At 65.7% G+C, this 19,343-nt stretch carries 17 protein-coding genes; 9 read left to right on the plus strand and 8 right to left on the minus strand.

What is annotated here, in order from left to right; genetic code table 11:
- The first annotated feature begins 74 nt into the window (after nucleotides 1–74).
- Nucleotides 75–662 carry a LysE family translocator gene (locus PanNE5_RS04750; protein WP_261939326.1) on the plus strand — a complete coding sequence of 196 codons (588 nt, stop codon included), beginning with the start codon at nucleotides 75–77 and terminating at the stop codon, nucleotides 660–662.
- A gap of 27 nt (nucleotides 663–689) precedes the next feature.
- On the opposite strand, the gene PanNE5_RS04755 is transcribed toward PanNE5_RS04750, so the two are convergent.
- The 6 genes from PanNE5_RS04755 to PanNE5_RS04780 all read right to left on the minus strand — a co-directional run bounded on the left by PanNE5_RS04755 (nucleotide 690) and on the right by PanNE5_RS04780 (nucleotide 7,430).
- Nucleotides 690–1,532 carry an AraC family transcriptional regulator gene (locus PanNE5_RS04755; RefSeq protein ID WP_261939327.1) on the minus strand — a complete coding sequence of 281 codons (843 nt, stop codon included), beginning with the start codon at nucleotides 1,530–1,532 and terminating at the stop codon, nucleotides 690–692.
- Between the two features lie 27 nt (nucleotides 1,533–1,559).
- Nucleotides 1,560–2,849, minus strand: coding sequence for a patatin-like phospholipase family protein (locus tag PanNE5_RS04760; RefSeq protein WP_017233768.1), 1,290 nt, complete (start codon nucleotides 2,847–2,849; stop codon nucleotides 1,560–1,562).
- A 116-nt stretch (nucleotides 2,850–2,965) separates the two neighbouring features.
- Nucleotides 2,966–3,886, minus strand: coding sequence for a PhaM family polyhydroxyalkanoate granule multifunctional regulatory protein (locus PanNE5_RS04765; RefSeq protein WP_261939328.1), 921 nt, complete (start codon nucleotides 3,884–3,886; stop codon nucleotides 2,966–2,968).
- Nucleotides 3,887–4,030: 144 nt separating this feature from the next.
- Nucleotides 4,031–4,852: an enoyl-CoA hydratase/isomerase family protein gene (locus tag PanNE5_RS04770; RefSeq protein WP_261939329.1), complete on the minus strand. Its 822-nt coding sequence runs from the start codon at nucleotides 4,850–4,852 to the stop codon at nucleotides 4,031–4,033.
- Nucleotides 4,853–5,015: 163 nt separating this feature from the next.
- Nucleotides 5,016–6,167, minus strand: coding sequence for an ABC transporter substrate-binding protein (locus tag PanNE5_RS04775; protein ID WP_017233771.1), 1,152 nt, complete (start codon nucleotides 6,165–6,167; stop codon nucleotides 5,016–5,018).
- Nucleotides 6,168–6,443: 276 nt separating this feature from the next.
- Nucleotides 6,444–7,430: a fumarylacetoacetate hydrolase family protein gene (locus PanNE5_RS04780; protein WP_261939330.1), complete on the minus strand. Its 987-nt coding sequence runs from the start codon at nucleotides 7,428–7,430 to the stop codon at nucleotides 6,444–6,446.
- Nucleotides 7,431–7,679: 249 nt separating this feature from the next.
- On the opposite strand from PanNE5_RS04780, the gene PanNE5_RS04785 reads away from it, so the two are divergent.
- The 3 genes from PanNE5_RS04785 (at nucleotide 7,680) to PanNE5_RS04795 (ending at nucleotide 10,281) form a co-directional block, all read left to right on the plus strand.
- Nucleotides 7,680–8,837: a DUF3108 domain-containing protein gene (locus PanNE5_RS04785; RefSeq protein ID WP_261939331.1), complete on the plus strand. Its 1,158-nt coding sequence runs from the start codon at nucleotides 7,680–7,682 to the stop codon at nucleotides 8,835–8,837.
- Nucleotides 8,838–9,056: 219 nt separating this feature from the next.
- Nucleotides 9,057–9,851: a 3-oxoadipate enol-lactonase gene (pcaD, locus tag PanNE5_RS04790; protein WP_017232001.1), complete on the plus strand. Its 795-nt coding sequence runs from the start codon at nucleotides 9,057–9,059 to the stop codon at nucleotides 9,849–9,851.
- A gap of 172 nt (nucleotides 9,852–10,023) precedes the next feature.
- Entirely contained in the window at nucleotides 10,024–10,281 is a 258-nt protein-coding gene (locus tag PanNE5_RS04795) for a DUF3567 domain-containing protein (RefSeq protein WP_017232000.1), read from the plus strand.
- 134 nt (nucleotides 10,282–10,415) lie between these two features.
- Here PanNE5_RS04795 and PanNE5_RS04800 read toward each other — a convergent pair whose 3' ends face one another.
- Nucleotides 10,416–10,808, minus strand: a complete 393-nt coding sequence (locus PanNE5_RS04800; RefSeq protein ID WP_017231999.1) for a rhodanese-like domain-containing protein — start codon at nucleotides 10,806–10,808, stop codon at nucleotides 10,416–10,418.
- A gap of 146 nt (nucleotides 10,809–10,954) precedes the next feature.
- Between PanNE5_RS04800 and PanNE5_RS04805 the strand changes: the two genes are divergently transcribed.
- The 3 genes from PanNE5_RS04805 to PanNE5_RS04815 all read left to right on the plus strand — a co-directional run bounded on the left by PanNE5_RS04805 (nucleotide 10,955) and on the right by PanNE5_RS04815 (nucleotide 15,867).
- On the plus strand, nucleotides 10,955–12,097 hold the full coding sequence (locus PanNE5_RS04805; protein WP_017231998.1) for a homocysteine S-methyltransferase family protein: 1,143 nt from the start codon (nucleotides 10,955–10,957) through the stop codon (nucleotides 12,095–12,097).
- Between the two features lie 170 nt (nucleotides 12,098–12,267).
- Entirely contained in the window at nucleotides 12,268–14,973 is a 2,706-nt protein-coding gene (metH, locus tag PanNE5_RS04810) for a methionine synthase (protein WP_232424500.1), read from the plus strand.
- A gap of 183 nt (nucleotides 14,974–15,156) precedes the next feature.
- Nucleotides 15,157–15,867 carry an MgtC/SapB family protein gene (locus PanNE5_RS04815; protein WP_026131610.1) on the plus strand — a complete coding sequence of 237 codons (711 nt, stop codon included), beginning with the start codon at nucleotides 15,157–15,159 and terminating at the stop codon, nucleotides 15,865–15,867.
- Between the two features lie 216 nt (nucleotides 15,868–16,083).
- Here the strand turns inward: PanNE5_RS04815 and PanNE5_RS04820 are convergent, their stop codons facing one another.
- Complete coding sequence (locus PanNE5_RS04820) at nucleotides 16,084–16,410, minus strand: DUF1840 domain-containing protein (RefSeq protein ID WP_017231995.1); 327 nt, start codon at nucleotides 16,408–16,410, stop codon at nucleotides 16,084–16,086.
- 227 nt (nucleotides 16,411–16,637) lie between these two features.
- Here PanNE5_RS04820 and argS point away from each other — a divergent pair, with 227 nt between their 5' ends.
- Nucleotides 16,638–18,359, plus strand: a complete 1,722-nt coding sequence (gene argS, locus PanNE5_RS04825; RefSeq protein ID WP_369751547.1) for an arginine--tRNA ligase — start codon at nucleotides 16,638–16,640, stop codon at nucleotides 18,357–18,359.
- A gap of 66 nt (nucleotides 18,360–18,425) precedes the next feature.
- A complete protein-coding gene (locus PanNE5_RS04830; protein WP_261939332.1) occupies nucleotides 18,426–19,097 on the plus strand; it encodes an SPOR domain-containing protein in 672 nt (223 codons plus the stop codon).
- Nucleotides 19,098–19,343 lie beyond the last annotated feature (246 nt).

Consider the following 19,343-nt stretch of genomic DNA (forward strand, 5'->3'; position numbering starts at 1 on the left):
TCAATACACGGCGTCCGTCGCCGCCTACATTCGGAACCTCGCTTCACCCGCTTTCTTCAGTATCGAGGGATCCGATGACACTTTTCTATTCAATGGCGGCGTTCGCGCTGGCCGCTTCGATCACGCCGGGTCCGGTCAATGTCGTGGCGCTGGGCGCGGGCGCGCGCTATGGCCTCGGACCGAGCCTGCGTCACGTGACCGGTGCGACGGCGGGCTTCGTCGCGTTGCTCGTTGCGGTCGGCTTCGGCGTGCACGAGTTACTGCACCGGATGCCCGTACTGATGCGCGCGATTCAGTGGTTCGGCGTGGCGTTCCTGCTTTATATGGCCTACAAACTGGCGATCGATAACGGCGTGTTGAACGACGCCGACACGCAGCGTGGCCCGACCATATCGAAAGGCGCCGTCATGCAGTGGCTCAATCCGAAAGCCTGGCTCGCGGCGCTGGCCGGAATGGGTGCGTACACGGCAGGTGATCCCGCGCGCATCTGGCAATTCGCTGCGATCTACTTTGTCGTTTGCTGGTGCTCGGTGGGATGCTGGGCCGCCGCGGGTGCGATGTTGCGTCATCGCATGCGCGACGCGCGGCGCGTGCGGCGTCTGAACTGCGCGATGGCGGCGCTGTTGGCGGGAAGCGCCGTGTATCTTGTCGCGACCAGCTAAGGAAACATGCGCCTTCGCGGCGTCGAATCACGCTGCGTGCGGCTCCCGGTAATGCCCCGGCGTCGTGGCGAGGCGTTGTTTGAAGGCGCGTTGGAAATGCGCCTGGTCCGCGAAGCCCGCATCGAGCGCCACCTCGGCAATGGCATGTCCACGACGCAGTCGGCGCCGTGCATATTGAATCCGCTGGTCCATGAGAAAGGCGTGCGGCGTGAGTCCGTATTGCTCTCGAAAGACGCGTGTCAGATAAGAGGCCGACAGGCCCGCCGCCGCGCAAATCTGCGCAAGCGTCAGCGCCTCTGTGCAGTGCGCACGGATGAAATCGGCGGCGCGGCGCAGCTTGTGCGAGTCGTCCCGCATCGATTGCGGCGCAGGGTTCAACCGCTCATGCACGTCGATGAAAAACTGCTGCACCACGCTCTCGCGCTCAAGCCGGTCGCGCGTCGCGTCGGTGCAAACGTCATAGAGCCGGTTAAGCCCCCGGTACAACACCGGATCGTCAGCGGACATCGGGTCGAACAAATGCAGATCCTGTCCATGCCCGAAACCCAGTTCCCGCTGCGTTTCGCGCAACCACGCCGTGTCGACGAACAGCATCCGATAGGCCCACGCCTCGTCGTCAATGGGATTGCAAGCATGCACCGCGTCAGGGTTCATCACGACAACGCTGCCGCGGCCCACCGTCTCGTGTGCCCGACCATTCCGATAGGTACTACGCCCTCCCGTCACGGCGCCGATGGAAAACGTCTCATGGCTGTGCAACGCGTAGCAGACGCGACGCCCATCGCGCACCTCTCGCGCTTCGAGAAACGGCAGCGCCGGATCGCGCCAGAACGTCGACGGGTACGGACACGCAACAGTGGATTTCGACATAGGGGCGGGATCAGTGAGGACAACAACTCATGCGGCCGGCTTGCCAGTATCCGCCACGGCGGCGGGCGACTCCGCCGATAGCGGTGAATTCGCCGGCAATCCGCCGCCCCCGACCGCGCCGGCCTCGACACGATGGAGCGGGCTCGTGCCATCCGCTTCCGCCACGAGCCATGCGGCAATCGCGTCGCGCTGCGCGTAGGCGTCGGCCTCGCCCAGCGCAATGAGTTCCTGCGTATAAGACGACTCGAACAGCAGGTAGCTGGCGAAGGCCGCGCCGCGCGCTTCGTCCGCCCCGATCGCGCCGAGGATCGTACGAACGGCCCGCGGCAACTGCTGCAGATGACGCGCTGCAATCGGCTCGATGCGCTGGCTTGGCGAGATCAAAAGCGTCTCGATGGGCCGCCAGCCGCTGGATTCGCGTTGCGCCTCGGGCACATGCCGCAACACATTGTTGATGTGCTGGAGGCGTTCCAGATCCGCCGACAGGCCGTCGATGAACACGCTTGCGAGCGCCTGCCCGCCGATCTGCGCCAGACTGGGATAGCCACCGATGCGCTCGCCGCTGCTGTCGAGTCCGTACTGTCCGTGCGCCGCGCCAATGATGAGGATGCGGGTGGCGCCCAGATGGATCGGTGGACTGAGCGGCGCAATCTGGCGCATCGATCCGTCGCCGAAATACTCGGGCTGCCCGTCGAGATCGAGCTCGACGGCGGGGAAAAGAAACGGGATCGCACTCGATGCCAGCAAGTGCTGCACGCTCAGCGGCACCGCGCGCGCCAGGCGCAGCGAACGCTTCCAGGCCTGAATCGGCTCGGCGCTCTGGTAGAAGGTGACATGCTTGCCTGACGAGTACGAAAGCGCCGTCACCGACAAAGCCTCGAGCGCCCCCGACGCGAACACGTCGGGCAGTCGATCGAGACGGATCGCACTGCGCAACATGTCGCCGAGTGGCGACCAATCGAACAGCGAGCGCGGTGAGCGACGCAGCGCCCAACCGAGCGAAAGCGCCGCCAGCCAGCGTGCCCCGGTGCCCGCCATGCCCAGCGAGTCCGCGCGGAACACCTGGCCGGCGTGAAATTGACGCCACACCGCGTCCAGCTTCATGACCCCATGCTGGAAATCGTCGGCGTGCGACGCGAGCGCGGCAGCATTGATCGCGCCGGCCGAGGTGCCACAGACAATGGGAAACGGAATCGCGCGACGCGACGGCAGAACCTCGCGTTGGATCGCGGCGATCGCGGCCAGCACGCCCACCTGATACCCCGCGCGTGCGCCACCGCCCATCAGGACGAGGCCGGTACGTTCGCCTGAAATCATGGGGGCCTCCTCCCGCCGTGGTCAACGTTGTGGTTGTCGTTGTCGTTGTCGCTATCGCTATCGCCGTGACCGAAGCCGTCGTCGCGTCTACCGCATGTGCCGTTCGTGCGACCGCCCTACCACTTCCAGGCGGCCTGCTTACCCGGCGTCTTGCCTGCGGCGGGCGCGGCCTTCGCCGACGTCTTGGCAGACGTTTTTGCCGCGGCCGACTTCGCCGGCGGCGTCTTGCTGGCCGGCGCACGCTTGGCAGCGGTCTTGCCCGCCGCCTTGCTCGTACCCGCCGACCGCTTGGCGGTGCCGGCCTTTGCCGTGGCCTGGCCAGACGCCTGCGTGGGCTTTGCGGGTTTTGCGGGTTTCGCCGGTGCGCTCTGCGTCGCCTTGGCAGCGGCATCCGACATTTGCGCCGCAGCGGCTTCCGTCATTTGGGCCGCCGATACACCGGCCGCCTGCGCAGCAGCGGCAATCTGGTCGAACTGCGTGCGCATGGCGTTGAACCAAAGCGACGGGTCCAACGCACCATAAGCGTTGCCCGCCTGCGCGAACGGCGACTGTGTGTCGCCGCCCGCCGGGGCTTCCTCGGCCGCGGCCGCCTTGGGTTCCGGTTGCGGATCCGGTTCCGGCTCGGGTTCCGGTGCGCTCGCCTGCGGCTCGACGTCTTGCGCCGGCGCCTCGGCGGCAAACGGCGAGCGCCAGAAGTTCGCCGCGCCCGCCTGTCCGAACGGCGACGCACTCGCCTGCGCGTCGCTCGCGGCGCCGAAGGTGCCGGTGCCGAACGAGCGAAGCGTGGCATAGGTGGCCCGTTGCACTTCGAAGGCCTGGATCGTCGAGCGCAGCACATTCAGATTGAGCGTGAGCCACTGCTCCACCGCTCGCATCTCGGCGATGCGATTCTCGATCTCGTCGGGATCGAGCAATGGCGCCGCGCTCTGCATCAACTGCGTGAGCGGCGAGGTGAATGTCGCGGGCGGGCTGAACGCTTCCCACATCTTCTTGAGAATGTCGAAGCCGTTGGGCATGGCACTCGTCGAATCGCTCATTACAGTCTCCAGTCACGGTCGGGGACGCACGGCCCGCGGGGCAATCCCGGCAAGTCGCGCACATCCTGAGCGCCTTTGCGCGCACGTCGGCGCGCGGAGGGCGTATGGATATGGATCATACGCCGAGCGTGCGCCAGTGGTGTGTCAGAACGGGGCGTCGCCGCTGTAATCCGGCGCGCGGCGCTCGCGCAGCGACGCAATGCCTTCGCGCACGTCCGGCCCCGCGAAGCCCATGAATTCGAGTGCGAGCGACGCATCGAACGAGGGCCCCGCGCTGCGCAACCAGTTGTTGAGCGCGTACTTGGTCCAGCGAATGGCCGTGGTCGAGCCACGCGCCAGCTTGTCGGCCACTTCGAACGCGCGCGGCAGCAGGTCGGCCTCGTCGACGGTAAGCGACACGAGCCCGATGCGCTCGGCCTCTTCGCCCGTGACCGGCTCGCACAGCAGCAGGTAGTACTTCGCCTTCGCCATGCCGCAGAGCAGCGGCCAGACGATGGCGGCGTGATCGCCCGCCGCAACCCCCAGCCGCGTATGGCCGTCGATGATGCGCGCCGTCTTCGCGGCAATCGAGATGTCCGCGAGCAGGCCCGCGACCAACCCGGCCCCCACGGCCGGGCCGTGCATGGCGGAGACGATCGGCTTGCTGCAATTGATCACGTTGTAGACGAGATCGCGCGCTTCGCGCCACACGCGGGCGCGCACGGCGAAATCGTCGGCCATGTCTTCCACGAGCGACAGGTCGCCGCCGCCGGAGAACCCCTTGCCTTCGCCTCGAATGACGACCGCGCGCGTCTCGGTGTCGCGATCGATGTCGCGCCACACATCGGCCAGTTCCTGGTGCATGCGATGGTCGGCCGTCGACAGGCCGCTCTTGTTCGCCCCGGCGCCCATGATGAGTTCGAGTACGCCATTGGGATGCCGATTGAATTGCAGCGACTGGTAGTGTTGATAGGGGTCTTGCGACATGGCTTACCGCTCCAAAAAAATATCCCCGCGCAAGCGGGGATGGGGAGACGGCGGCACCGGACAACGCCGATACCACCGACGGTCAATCTGTGGTCGATGCGCGCAGCGTCGGCCGCCTCACCGTCATGCGAGATCGGCAGGACTCACAACTTTCGCGCGGCACTCACGGCGCGAGTTGCCACTTGCCATTCTCGATTTCGACCATCACACGGGCCCGCTGGTCGAGGCCGAGGTGATCGGTCGGGCTCATGTTGATCACACCATTCGTGACGTGCATGTTCTTGCTCGTCTCGAGCGCGTCGCGCAACGCCTTGCGGAATTCCGGCGTGCCCGGCTTGGCCGTCTTCAGCGCGATCGGAATGGCGCGCTGGAGCAGAATGCCGGCATCCCATGCATACGAACCGAAGGCGGCCACCGTGCCGGCACCGAACTTGGCTTCGTACTTCTTGATGTAGTCGAGCGCCACCGCCTTGGCCGGATGATCGTTCGGCAGTTGCGACGCCACGAGCACCGGGCTCGCCGGCAGGTACGTGTTGTTGCAATCCTTGCCGCACACGCGCAGGAAGTCGTTATTGCCCACGCCGTGGTTGTGATACACGAGCCCCTTGTAGCCGCGCTCGGCCAAGGCCTTCGGCGGCAGCGCGGCCGGCGTGCCGGCGGCGCCCACGACGACGGCGTCCGGGTGCGCGGCCATGATCTTCAGGATCTGCCCCGTCACGCTCGGATCGGTGCGGGCGAAGCGCTCGCTGGCGACCATCTTGATCTTGTGCAGCGCGGCGAACTTGGCGACTTCCTCGTAGAACGCTTCACCCAGCGCGTCCCCCTGACCGATAAACGCCATCGTCTTCACGCCATGACGGCTCGCATGCTCGGCGATGGCTGAAGCCATCTGCGCGTCGGTCTGCGGTGTCTTGAACATCCAATAACGCTTGGCGTCGACCGGTTCGATGATGCGGGCCGACGATGCCAGCGAAATCGTGGGCGTCGTGCCGCTGGCGATCACGTCGATCATCGCGAGCGTGTTCGGCGTGATCGACGACCCGATGATGGCGTCGACATGATTCTCGGAGATGAGCTTCTTGGTGTTCTGAACGGCGGTCGTGGTGTCCGACGCGTCGTCGAGCATGATGTACTCGACCTTCTGGCCACCGATCTCGGTCGGCAGCATGGTGATCGTGTTGCGCTCGGGAATGCCAAGTGACGCGGCAGGCCCGGTGAGCGAGATATTCACGCCGATCTTGACCTGAGCGGCGGCACCGCCGGCCATCGCCAGCAACATCGCACCCAGCAGGGCAGTGCGCACGGGGTTTCGCATGGAGAGTCTCCTGATCTGGTCTGGCCCGCGCTCGGTTTTTCTCTTGCGCGGGCCCCCTGGAAAAGGGGCCTCGCGCCGCGCCGGCGAAAATTAGGGCCGGTTCGCCGACCCGATAGGGGTGCGAACCGACTCAAGGAGACAAAGCATAGCGGAGCCGGAATTCCCTGCCATATCCGGGTTCACCCTATTGACGCATCGCCGCGAACGCCGCAAAGGTCCGCGGGACGCCGACTTTCAAGGCCCACAGGCATTTCCCGCCGCGTTGGCGACAAGAAGTCACTCATCCAGCGGCGAGACGGCCTGATCGATGGCGCCGAAGATCGACTTGCCCTGCGCGTCGAACATTTCGATGCGCACGCGATCGCCGTAGCGCATGAACGCGGTCTCCGGCGCGCCCTTGTCGATTGTCTCCAGCATGCGCTTCTCGGCAATGCATGCGCTGCCGCGACTGCGATCCTTATTGGAGATCGTGCCCGAGCCCACGATGGTGCCCGCGCGCACATTGCGCGTCTTGCACACGTGCGCCACGAGTTGGCCGAAGTCGAACACCATGTCTTCGCCGCATTCGGGCGCACCGAACTTCTTGTCGTTCCACTTCACGGTAAGCGGCCGGTGCACCCGGCCAGCGTGCCAGGCATCGCCCAGCTCGTCGGGCGTGACGGCCACCGGCGAGAAGCTGCTTGCCGGTTTGCTCTGGAAGAAGCCGAACCCCTTGGTCAGTTCGGCGGGAATCAGGTTGCGCAGGCTCACGTCGTTGACGAGCATCAACAGACGCACGCCTTCGAGCGCGCGCGCCGGGGTGGCGCCCATCGGCACATCCGACGTCACCACGGCAACCTCGCCTTCGAAGTCGATGCCGAAGTCTTCGGACGCGCAGACGATGTCGTCCGTCGGTCCAAGGAAGTCATCGCTGCCGCCCTGGTACATGAGCGGATCGGTCCAGAATTCGGGCGGCATGTCGGCCCCGCGTGCGCGGCGCACCAGCTCGACGTGGTTCACATAGGCCGAGCCGTCGGCCCATTGGTACGCGCGCGGCAGCGGCGCCATGCATTCGGCCGGATCGAACGCGAAGGCGTTTCGCGCACGCTGGTGATTGAGTTCGGTGTAGAGCGTCTGGAGCTGAGGCGCGTAGAACGTCCAGTCGTCCAGCACGCGTTGCAATGTGGGCGCGATGGCGTCGGCAATGCAGGCGCTCGACAGGTCGCGCGACACGACGATCAGTTGGCCGTCGCGGGTGCCGTCCTTGCGGGTAGCGAGTTTCATGGGATGGAGTCTGCGGGCCACCTGAGGCCCGATAGAATGGCGCGTGAAGCCGAAGATTCTACCTGAGGGCATCGCCCGCCCGTTGAACGGCCGCCGACACGATCTGTCGAACCGAGTGCATCGCAATGTGAGATCCTGAGCCCGTGACGTTCCGGTGGATTGTGGCTCGTGCCGTCGCTCGCTAAACGTCGGAATCGCCCGCATTGTCCGTCTCGCCCTTATTGCTCCTTTTGCCAAGCAGTGCCCAACGTGCCTCCGGCCCCCATCGATTCCCAGGACGCGGTCTTGCCGCCCGCTGGCCCGACACCGTCAGCGGCGGCTCGCCAGCGCGGGCTTTGGCGCACGCGTGGATTCGTCTGGGCGGGCGTGATGGCCGCCGTGCTCGCCGTCCACGGGCTCATCGCATTGTGGGTCGCGAGCGACCGGTCGTCGATGGAAGACACGCCGATTCCCGAGATTCCGGTCACGCTGATTCCGCTCAAACCTGTCGCACCTCCCGCACCGCCGGCGCCGCCCGCACTCCCCGCGCCGTCAGCGCCCAAGCCGGCCGTCAAGCCGCCCCCCCGCAAGCTCGCCCCCCCCGCGCCGCGGGCCGCCCCCAATACGCTTGCCGCACCGGCCACGGCGAACACGCCCGGGCCGCAGGCGGCCTCGCAGACCGTCGCAAGCGAAGGCGACACGTCTGGAGCGCCCGCCAGCAGCGCGCAAGCCACCTCGCCGCCCGGCCCGCCGCTCACGGCAGCCGCCGCCAATGGCGACAGGTTCGATCCGCCGCCCTCCGCCACGATGGCGTACGACGCGTACATGAACGGCGTGCGCAATCAGACCGGCGAACTGCAATGGGTCAACGCAAACGGCCATTACCGTCTGCGCGTGGCGGTGCCGATCATCTTCTTCGGCACGTTCGAGTTCATCAGCGAGGGCGGTTTTGACGTGAACGGCATTGCGCCATCTCGTTATGTGGAAAAACGCGGTCGTCGCGCCGAATACGTCAGTGACTTCCATCGCGATGGCACGCCGATGCTGCACTTCTCGCGCTCCGGCCAGTCCATGCCGCTCGCGCCCGGCGCCCAAGACCGATTCAGCGTGATGATGCAGCTGGCAAGCTATGCGAGAGGCAATCCGGAACGCTACGCACAGGTCGGCGTGACGCACGAGTTCACGGTGGTCGACACGGACAGCAGCGAAGTCTGGCCAGTGCAGTACGTTGGCCAGGAAACCTTGCGCACGCCGCAGGGCTATGTCGAGACCCGCCACTTCACGCGGTTGCCGCGTAAGGCGGGTGACGAGCGACGCGTCGACATCTGGCTCGCGCCATCGCTCAACTGGATGCCGGTGCGCGTCAAGCAAACCGAGCCGTCGGGCAACGAATTCGAACTGGTCTTCACACAGCAATCGTCGCCTTGAGCCGGCCCGGCTCGGCTCGGACCTCCGGGGCGCTAAACCCCGCGCCCCCATTCGTTAGAATTTCGAGCGATGTGCACGTCGCACCGCGGCGCGGCGCAGTGTTGTCGTGCTACTACGGTTCGCCAGCAGAAGTCCAAGGTTCCTGACATAATCAGAAACATCCCACTGCACCTACGCCACTTCGCCAACGCATCGACGAGATTTGGGGGACCGCTCACCATGAAAGTCAGTGCCAACGGTGCATCGATTCATTACGCGGTGGAAGGCCACGGTCCGTGGGTGACGCTCGCGCATCCGCTGGGCGCGGATCTCACGATCTGGGACGATCTGGTGCCCGACCTCGCGGCCCATTTCCGGGTGCTCCGATACGACAGCCGCGGCCATGGCCGCAGCGACGTCCCCGCCGGCCCTTACACCATCGAACAACTGGCCGCCGACGCGACCGCATTGCTCAATTCGCTGGAAATCCCACAAACGCACTTCGTCGGCATTTCGATGGGCGGTGCCGTCGCGCAACAAGTCGCGCTCGATGCGCCGGAGCGCATCGCCAGCCTGACGTTGATCGACACCACGGCCGGTTACGACGACGCCGACGCGAAGGTGTTTCGCCAGCGCGCCACGCAGGCACGCGAACGGGGCATGAAGGCGCTTGCCGACGGCACGCTCGAGCGCTGGCTGGGCGAGCGCTTCCGCAAGCGCCACCCCGAGGCATCGGAACGCGTTCGCGCGCTGGTGGCCAAGGCGCATCCTGAGGGTTTCGCGGCCGCCTGCGAAGCGCTGGCCGCGTTCGACGTGCGAGCCAAACTGTCGGAAATCGACGCGCCGACCCTGGTGCTGGTCGGGGAAAACGATCCCTCCACGCCGCCGGCCGTCGCGCGACGCATCGCCAGCGGCATCGCCGGTGCCCGGCTGGAAATCGTGCCCGACGCGGCCCATCTGTCGATCGTCGAGCAGAAACAGTTCGTAACCAATGCCCTTGCAACGTTTTTGCTCGGGGCGTCCTCTAACGTGTGAACCAGCAAGCTGCGGGACCTGTAGCGGGATCTTAGACAAGGAGGGCCAAAACCATTGAATTCGTCAGCCGGTGTGCCGATAAGCGAATCATGGGGCACTGCCTCTTGAAATCGCGCCGCGTCGCCCCTATGTGGGTTACTGAGGACCATGCAGGAACACCAGGAGAGTTGCCATGCTCATGATTTACAACAGCCCGAACTACTATGTGGTCGAGTTTGCCGCGGATAACGGCGATCACGCGCTATCTGCCGGTGGCTATGAAATCGTGGACAAAACCGCTGGCCGTGAGATTTTTCTCGACGGCACGCTTGCCCGGCAATTCCGTGAAGAAGTGCAGAAGTTGATCGCCAGCGAGCCCTCCGAGGACGAAGTCGATGAATTCCTCGGCCAGTTCGATACCTTCATGACGAACCCGGTCGTGCTCCACTGACGCCAACACCGCACGCGGTGCCGCCACCCACACCCAACCCTCGCCACGGCGAGGGTTTTTTCATGGCGCCGAAGCTTACCGGCATGTCATGCATCACCGCCTTATCCCGCACGGCAATGGCCTCGCGCAGGCCCTCAGCACTGTTCCCACGGGAGTCCTTCGAAGCGCCACCCGTTCACGGCGTTGCGGTGATGGGTGCCGTCCAGATCGCCCTCGAAGCCATGCAGCACGGCATACACGTTGCGGAACCCGGCCGCCTCGAGCGCCTCGCCGGCCGCAGTGCTCCGGTTGCCGCTGCGACAGATCAGCAGCACGGGACGCTCGCCTCCGGCGCCGGCGAGCTTGCGCACGCTCTGGACGAAATGGGGGTTGATCTCCCAATCCGGGCCGTCGTTCCACGCCACGTGGATCGCCCCGGCCGGGTGTCCCACGAACAAGTATTCCATTTCGCTGCGGCAATCGACGAACAGGGCATTGGCCTTGGCTTGCAGAAACTGGTGAGCGGCGCTCGGGAGCAGGAATTCCATATCGTTGGCGAAAGCGGGTCAGGACGGCGCGGCGCGCGCGTCACGAATCGCCGCCGGCGCCGCCCGGCAGGCGGCGGCGCGCGGGCGGCGGGCGCGAAAACCATTACAATTATAGGTTTTCCGGCCACTCCAAGGCGACGTCCGTCATGACCACCGCTAGCCCATCCGCCGCCAACGCCCATACGGGGACCGCATCGACCACGGCTCCGGCCCGCTCACAGCCACGCTACACGCGGGGTCAGGCACTGCCCGCGCTGCTCGAATCGCGCATCCTGATTCTGGACGGGGCCATGGGCACGATGATCCAGCAGTACAAGCTGAGCGAAGCCCAGTACCGTGGCGATCGCTTCGCCGACTTCGCGCACGACGTCAAGGGCAACAATGAGCTGCTCTCGCTCACGCGCCCCGACATCATCAGCGAGATTCATCGCAAATACCTTGCGGCAGGCGCCGATATCCTCGAGACGAATACGTTCGGGGCGACGACGATCGCCCAGAGCGACTATCACATGGAGGATCTGGCCGACGAGATGAACCGCGCGTCGGCACGTCTGGCGCGCGAGGCCTGCGATGCCTTCAGCACGCCCGACAAGCCACGCTTCGCCGCCGGCGCCATCGGTCCAACGCCGAAGACCGCGAGCATCAGCCCGGACGTGAACGATCCGGGCGCGCGCAACGTCGACTTCGACCAACTGCGCGACGCCTACTACGCGCAAGCCAAGTCGTTGCTCGAAGGCGGCGTCGATCTGTTCCTCGTCGAGACGATCTTCGATACGCTCAACGCCAAGGCCGCGCTCTTTGCCATCGACGAGCTGTTCGAAGACACCGGCGAGGTATTGCCGATCATGATCTCGGGCACCGTCACCGATGCCTCCGGGCGCATTCTGTCGGGCCAGACGGTCGAAGCGTTCTGGAATTCGCTGCGTCACGCCCGCCCGCTCACGTTTGGCCTGAACTGCGCGCTCGGTGCGACGCTCATGCGTCCGTACATCGCGGAACTGGCCAAGCTGTGCAACACCTACGTGTCGGTCTACCCGAACGCCGGCCTGCCCAACCCGATGAGCGATACGGGCTTCGACGAGACGCCCGACGTGACGTCGAGCCTGCTCAAGGAATTCGCGCAGGCGGGCCTGGTGAATCTGGCGGGCGGCTGCTGCGGCACCACGCCGGAACACATCGCGGAGATCGCGAAGGCGCTGGCTGACGTGAAGCCGCGCCGCTGGCCGTCGCAGTATCGCCCCACCGGCGGCGGCGACGGCACGGATGGCAACGACGGCGACGACGCCTGAGCGTAGCCAGCGTCCGCCCGACGAAGACAAGATTGATTGCAGCAAGCCCGGCGCGCCGCCGTCGCCTCTCACGCACGAGGCACGGCCAACGCGCCAACCACTGAACGGATTGCCCCATGAGCCAAACGCCCTTCCTGACGCCTGTCGAATCCGTCGAGCCAGTGCAGCCGATGCGCCTGTCCGGCCTCGAGCCCTTCAACATCGGCGCGGGCACGCTCTTCGTCAACGTCGGCGAGCGTACCAACGTCACGGGTTCGAAAGCGTTTGCGCGCATGATCCTGAACGGCCAGTTCGATGAAGCCCTCGCGGTCGCCCGCCAGCAGGTCGAGAACGGCGCCCAGGTCATCGACATCAACATGGACGAGGCGATGCTCGACTCCAAGGCCGCGATGGTGCGCTTCATGAACCTGATCGCCTCCGAGCCGGACATCGCGCGCGTGCCGATCATGATCGACTCGTCGAAGTGGGAAGTGATCGAGGCGGGACTGAAGTGCGTGCAGGGCAAGGCCATCGTCAACTCGATCTCGCTCAAGGAAGGCCGCGAAGCGTTCGTGCATCACGCCAAGCGGATTCGCCGTTACGGCGCCGCCGCCGTGGTCATGGCCTTCGACGAACACGGGCAGGCCGACACCTACGCGCGCAAGACCGAGATCTGCGCGCGCAGCTATCGCGTGCTCGTCGACGAAGCGGGTTTCCCGCCCGAGGACATCATCTTCGATCCGAACATCTTCGCGGTGGCCACCGGCATCGAAGAGCACAACAACTACGCGGTCGACTTCATCAACGCCACACGCTGGATCAAGGCGCACCTGCCCGGCGCGAAGATCAGCGGCGGGGTGTCGAACGTCTCGTTCTCGTTCCGCGGCAACGACCTCGTGCGCGAAGCGATTCACACCGTGTTCCTGTACCACGCGATTCAGGCGGGCATGGACATGGGCATCGTCAACGCCGGTCAGCTCGGCGTGTATGAGAACCTCGATCCCGAACTGCGCGAGCGCGTCGAAGACGTGGTGCTCAACCGCCGCGACGACAGTACCGAGCGTCTGCTGGAAATTGCAGAGCGCTTCAAGGGCGGCGCGCAACGGCGCGAAGAGAACCTGGAGTGGCGCAACCAGCCGGTCGAAGCGCGTCTCGCGCATGCGCTGGTGCATGGCATCACCACGTTCATCGTCGACGACACGGAAGAAGTGCGCCAGAAGATTCACGCCGCGGGCGGCCGTCCGATCCAGGTGATCGAGGGCCCGCTCATGGACGGCATGAACGTCGTGGGCGATCTGTTCGGCGCGGGCAAGATGTTCCTGCCCCAGGTCGTCAAGAGCGCGCGCGTGATGAAGCAGGCCGTCGCGCATCTGGTACCGTTCATCGAAGAGGAAAAGGCGCGCATGGCCGCCGCCGGGGAAGACGTTCGCTCGAAGGGCAAGATCGTGATGGCCACGGTCAAGGGCGACGTGCACGACATCGGCAAGAACATCGTGACCGTGGTGCTCCAGTGCAACAATTTCGAGGTGGTGAACATGGGCGTGATGGTGCCCTGCGCCGACATTCTCGCCAAGGCGAAGGAGGAAGGCGCCGACATCATCGGCCTGTCGGGTCTCATCACGCCGAGTCTGGAAGAGATGGCCTACGTCGCCTCCGAAATGCAGCGCGACGATTACTTCCGCCTGCGCAACATTCCGCTGATGATTGGTGGCGCCACGACGTCGCGCGTGCACACGGCCGTGAAAATCGCGCCGCACTATGACGGCCCCGTGATTTACGTGCCCGACGCGTCGCGCTCGGTGTCGGTCGCCTCGAATCTGCTGTCGGACGAAGCCGCCGAGCGATACCTCGAAGAGGTCAAGACGGATTACGAGCGCGTGCGGGCACAGCATGCCAATCGCAGGGCCACGCCGATGGTCTCGCTCGCCACCGCGCGGGAAAACAAGTTCAAGATCGATTGGTCGACGTACGTCCCGCCCAAGCCGAAGTTCATTGGCCGGCGCGTGTTCAAGAACTACGACCTGGCTGAACTGGCGGACTACATCGACTGGGGCCCGTTCTTCCAGACGTGGGATCTGGCCGGCCCCTTCCCCGCGATTCTCAGCGACGCGATCGTCGGCGAGTCGGCCCAACGCGTCTTCGCGGACGGCAAGGAGATGCTGGATCGCATGATCAAGGGCCGCTGGCTGACGGCCAACGGCGTGATCGCGATGCTGCCCGCCAACGTGGTCGGCGACGACGACATCGAAATCTATACGGACGAGTCTCGCTCGGAAGTCGCTTTCACGTGGCATAACCTGCGACAGCAAAGCGAGCGGCCCGTGGTCGACGGCGTGCGTCGCCCGAACCGCTCACTGGCCGACTTCATCGCGCCCAAGGACAGCGGGGTGGCGGACTACATCGGCGTGTTCGCGGTCACGGCCGGTCTCGGTGTCGACGCCAAGGAAGCCGGCTTCCTCGCCACACACGACGACTACAGCGCGATCATGCTCAAGGCATTGGCCGACCGACTCGCCGAGGCGTTCGCCGAGTGCATGCACGCGCGCGTGCGTCGCGAGTTCTGGGGCTACGCCAGCGGCGAGCAACTGGACAACAATGCCCTCATCAAGGAAGCGTACGTCGGCATTCGCCCGGCCCCGGGCTACCCGGCTTGCCCCGAGCACTCGGTCAAGGGACCGATGTTCCACTACCTGCAAGCCCATGAAGTCGGCATGAGTGTGACGGAATCGCTCGCCATGCTGCCCGCCGCGAGCGTCTCGGGCTTCTACCTGTCGCATCCGGACAGCACGTACTTCAGCGTCGGCAAGATCGGCCCCGATCAGGTCGAGGACTTCATGGAACGCGCCAACGTGGACGAGGCCACCGCCCGGCGCCTGCTGGCCCCGCAACTGTCGTAATCGCATGCCTTCGCGTGACCCGGTGGGCGGCATGACGACTGCACGCCGACGCCGGTGTCACGCCCCTGTCGCAACCGACGCGTAGTGTCCCGCCCGTTCGGGCTGAGCCGGCAGATCGGATCCTCGGCCACCGGCGCCTTGCCATCTGTCGACCGGCTCACTTCGAGAGGTTCCATGCACGCATTGCAAAGCATTCAGAATTTCCACCTCCTGCCGCTGCTCAACACAGCCGTCTCGCTGCTCGTCGCGTTTATCCTGGGCACGATCATCGGTGTGGAGCGTCAGGTCCGCCAGCGCACGGCCGGTCTTCGCACCAACGTGCTCGTGGCCGTGGGGGCCGCCGCCTTCGTCGACTTGTCGATGCGGCTCATGCCCGGCGATACGCGCGTGATTGCCTACGTCGTGTCGGGGGTCGGCTTCCTCGGGGCCGGCGCCATCATGAAAGACGGCGCCTCGGTGCGCGGCCTGAACACCGCCGCCACGTTATGGGGCTCGGCCGCCGTGGGCGCCGCCGCCGGGGCCAGTCTGATCGTCGAAGCAGTCGTCGTCGCGGGCTTCGTGCTGGCGGCCAATACGTTGCTGCGTCCGGTTGTGAACCGCATCAACCGCGCCCCGATCAACGAGGCGACGTCGGAGGCGACTTACGCGCTGTCCGTCATCTGCGCCCGCACGACGCAACGAGAAGTGCTCGACAAGGTGGAAGCCTGGCTCGAAGCGTCGAACTATCCCGTGCGCGCGCTCGATATTCACCCGTTCGGCGAAGCCGACGTCGAGATCGAAGCGCTGTTGCTGCCCACCGCCGTGCAGGCTGGCGAACTCGACGCCCTCTCCGATCATTTGGAAACGCTGCCGGGGGTGAATCAGGTGTTCTGGTCGAGCCGTTCGGACGACTAGGGGAAACATGCCGAGTGATGCGCGATGACGGCCCATGTGAGGGCGTCGCCGCATCGATCGCTGGCACTGAAAGTTGCAGATTCCGGGACGGGGAACTCACGCGAAAGCGAGAGGGTTGGCGAGCGACGCGCTCGGACGAGGGGCGCGTCGTGCCGGACGAGGGGGGGGGCGCCTGCCCTGCGCTGTCTGCGAGGGCCTGCCGTTGCCTTCGACCGCTTAGCGGCGGCCAGTCTCCCACATCACGGCGACGTTTTCCTTGCGGGACTCGCGCAGCATATCGAGCAGCGGATACGCACGTTGCGCCAGGCGCAGACGATCCTCTTCCTCTCGTTCGCCGGACTTCTTGCCTTCGTTTTCCTTCTTCGCGGCGGCATTGTCTTCCGCGATGGCGGCTTCCAGCTTCGCAATGGCCTCGCCCATTTCGTCCTCGCCGATGGCACCGCGCTCGCCAAGCTTCTTGCCGACCAGCCCGAGCAGAAACTGCGCGAGATTTTCCAGCATGGTGATTGTGGGCGAAGCGTGCGACTTGAACGTTACCAGCATGGTTGTCTCCCTATTGGCGTTGTGACCCCCTCCGCCGCCCCGAGCGCATGTCACGCAACGCGTGGGATCAGCGGGTACCGTGACTTCATCATACACCTGTTAAAATCCGGTGCTGACGATTCAATTGCCTGTCCGGACGCGTCCGGACGCACCCGAAACACCCGCCAATGCTACCTGCACAAAAGAATGCTCTCGTCGCGCTGATCGGCGACGTCGTCGCCGGTCTGATGCCCGCAGACGGCACTGCGACCCCCGCGCAAAATGCGCCGGCCTTGCCGACTATCCTGCTCGAACGCCCGAAAGTCGCCGCGCATGGCGATCTGGCCTGCAACGTGGCAATGCAACTCGCGAAGCCGCTGCGCGCCAATCCGCGCGAGCTGGCCCAGAAGATTGCCGACGCCATCCTCGCCGACGCCCGCGCGAGCGGACTCGTCGACGCGGTTGAGATCGCCGGCCCCGGCTTCATCAACCTGCGTCTGGCCAACGCCGCGAAGCAGTCGGTGGCGCGCGCGATCCTGACCGAAGGCGCCGCCTTCGGCCACTGCGCTGTGCGCCACGACGACGCGCCGGTGCTCGTCGAGTTCGTCTCGGCCAACCCGACCGGCCCGCTGCACGTGGGTCACGGCCGTCAGGCCGCGCTCGGCGACACGATCTCGGCGCTGCTGGGCACGCAAGGCCATCCGGTCCATCGCGAGTTCTATTACAACGACGCCGGCGTGCAGATCCAGACGCTCGCCACCTCGGTGCAGGCGCGCGCACGCGGCCTCAAGCCGGGCGACGCCGAGTGGCCGGAATCGGCCTACAACGGCGACTACATCGGCGACATCGCACAAGACTTCCTCGCACGCAAGACCGTGCAGGCCTCCGACGGCGCCCCGGTCACCGGCAGCGGCGACATCGAGGACATCGATTCGATCCGCGCATTCGCCGTGGCCTATCTGCGCCGCGAGCAGGACATCGATCTGCAGACCTTCGGTGTGCGCTTCGATCAGTACTACCTCGAGTCGTCGCTCTATGCCGACGGCAGTGTCGAGCGCACGGTGCAGGCGCTCGTCGACGCGGGCGTGACGTACGAACAGGACGGCGCGCTGTGGCTGCGCACGACCGATTACGGCGACGACAAGGACCGCGTGATGCGCAAGTCCGACGGCACGTACACGTACTTCGTGCCGGACGTTGCCTATCACACCCGCAAGTGGGCGCGCGGCTTCCATCAAGTCATCAACGTGCAGGGGTCGGACCACCACGGCACTATCGCCCGCGTGCGCGCGGGGTTGCAGGCCCTGGGCATCGGCATTCCGACGGGCTACCCCGACTACGTGCTGCACAAGATGGTCACCGTTATGCGCCACGGCGAAGAGGTGAAGATCTCCAAGCGCGCGGGCAGCTACGTGACGGTGCGCGACCTGATCGAGTGGTCGGGCGGCATCACGGCCGAAACCCCGGTCACGGATCCGGCCGAGCGTGAAGCCGCCCTGCGCCGTGGCCGCGACGCCGTGCGCTTCTTCCTAATTTCGCGCAAGGCGGACACCGAATTCGTGTTCGACGTGGATCTCGCGCTCAAGCAGAACGACGAGAACCCGGTGTACTACGTGCAGTATGCGCACGCCCGCATCTGCTCGATCCTCACGCAATGGGGCGGCGACGACGCCCGTTTGGCCCACGCCGACCTCGCGCCGCTCGACAGCGAACGCGCGCTCGCGCTGCTGCAACTGCTCGCCGAATACCCGGACATGCTCACACGCGCGGCCGAGGAACTTGCGCCGCACGCCGTGGCCTTCTATCTGCGGGATCTGGCGGGGGCGTTCCACTCCTTCTACAACGCCGATCGCGTGCTGGTCGACGACGAGACCGTCAAGCACGCGCGTCTGGCGCTGCTGGCGGCCACGCGTCAGGTGCTGCGCAACGGTCTTGCCGTGCTGGGCGTGTCGACCCCGGCCAAGATGTAAGCCCCAGTTATCCAACCCTTCCGAACGGCAAACGCATCGGAACTCTGTAAGGACGGAATCGACTCGATGGCACACACACGTCGGCCTCCCCGCCAGCGGGGCGGTACTTTTCTGGGCATCGTGCTCGGCCTGATCGTTGGGCTGGCCGTTGCCGTCGTCGTCGCGCTCTACATCACGAAGACGCCGACCCCATTCGTCGAAAAGACGCCGCCGCGCCCGGCCGATAACTCGCCGGCCGCGCAAGCGCCCGATCCGAACAAGTCGCTGCAGCCGCGCACGCCGCTGCCGGGCGCCGCGTCGGCCGTGGCCGGGCCGGAGTCGGCCTCGCAGGCCGTGACGTCGCCGCTCGTACCCGGCACACCGGTCACGTCGCCCACCGCGTCCGCGCCCACGGCACCGGCCCCGACAAAGCCGTCGCCCGCCGATATTCTCAGCGGCAAGTCGACGGTGCCGGTCGCGCCGCAGACCACGCCGCCCGCCAGCGCGACGGACACCGCCAACACGGGCTACTACCTGCAAGTCGGCGCATTCAAGTCGCAGAGCGACGCCGAGCAACTGCGCGCCAAGTTGGCGCTATCGGGCTTCGAGGCGAAAGTCACGCAGCGCGATGCCAACGGTCTGACGCTCTACCGCGTGCGCCTCGGCCCGTATGGCAAGCTCGACGAGATGAACCATGTGCGTCAGCGCCTGCAGGATGGTGGCTACGACACGGCCGTGATCCGCTTCACGAAGCAATAAACGCAAGAGGCGTTGCTCGATAAGGGCAACGCTTTTTGTTTCGTCGCCCGGCACCGCGTCGCGCCCGTGCGGAATGCATGCCCCACCGGCGGCATCGCTCGGGAAACGCCGGGGTTGCCGGGAGGTTGAACCCGGCAGCGCGGCGCTGGTCATACGCACTAGCTTATCTGTCTGAATCCGGGATATGGTTTCGCAGGAACGCCGACCAACCGATGGCTGGCGCGTCTGCCTCACTCCTCAACAACG

The organism is Pandoraea sp. NE5 (assembly GCF_024363545.1).
GTDB classification, from domain to species: Bacteria; Pseudomonadota; Gammaproteobacteria; order Burkholderiales; family Burkholderiaceae; genus Pandoraea; species Pandoraea cepalis.

Bases quoted from the DNA above. Each gene is read 5' to 3' on its own strand.
- PanNE5_RS04750 (WP_261939326.1), top strand. From the start codon at position 75: ATGACACTTTTCTATTCAATGGCGGCGTTCGCGCTGGCCGCTTCGATC.
- PanNE5_RS04755 (WP_261939327.1), bottom strand. From the start codon at position 1,532: ATGTCGAAATCCACTGTTGCGTGTCCGTACCCGTCGACGTTCTGGCGC.
- PanNE5_RS04760 (WP_017233768.1), bottom strand. From the start codon at position 2,849: ATGATTTCAGGCGAACGTACCGGCCTCGTCCTGATGGGCGGTGGCGCA.
- PanNE5_RS04765 (WP_261939328.1), bottom strand. From the start codon at position 3,886: ATGAGCGATTCGACGAGTGCCATGCCCAACGGCTTCGACATTCTCAAG.
- PanNE5_RS04770 (WP_261939329.1), bottom strand. From the start codon at position 4,852: ATGTCGCAAGACCCCTATCAACACTACCAGTCGCTGCAATTCAATCGG.
- PanNE5_RS04775 (WP_017233771.1), bottom strand. From the start codon at position 6,167: ATGCGAAACCCCGTGCGCACTGCCCTGCTGGGTGCGATGTTGCTGGCG.
- PanNE5_RS04780 (WP_261939330.1), bottom strand. From the start codon at position 7,430: ATGAAACTCGCTACCCGCAAGGACGGCACCCGCGACGGCCAACTGATC.
- pcaD (WP_017232001.1), top strand. From the start codon at position 9,057: ATGAAAGTCAGTGCCAACGGTGCATCGATTCATTACGCGGTGGAAGGC.
- PanNE5_RS04795 (WP_017232000.1), top strand. From the start codon at position 10,024: ATGCTCATGATTTACAACAGCCCGAACTACTATGTGGTCGAGTTTGCC.
- PanNE5_RS04800 (WP_017231999.1), bottom strand. From the start codon at position 10,808: ATGGAATTCCTGCTCCCGAGCGCCGCTCACCAGTTTCTGCAAGCCAAG.
- PanNE5_RS04805 (WP_017231998.1), top strand. From the start codon at position 10,955: ATGACCACCGCTAGCCCATCCGCCGCCAACGCCCATACGGGGACCGCA.
- metH (WP_232424500.1), top strand. From the start codon at position 12,268: ATGCGCCTGTCCGGCCTCGAGCCCTTCAACATCGGCGCGGGCACGCTC.
- PanNE5_RS04820 (WP_017231995.1), bottom strand. From the start codon at position 16,410: ATGCTGGTAACGTTCAAGTCGCACGCTTCGCCCACAATCACCATGCTG.
- argS (WP_369751547.1), top strand. From the start codon at position 16,638: ATGCCCGCAGACGGCACTGCGACCCCCGCGCAAAATGCGCCGGCCTTG.
- PanNE5_RS04830 (WP_261939332.1), top strand. From the start codon at position 18,426: ATGGCACACACACGTCGGCCTCCCCGCCAGCGGGGCGGTACTTTTCTG.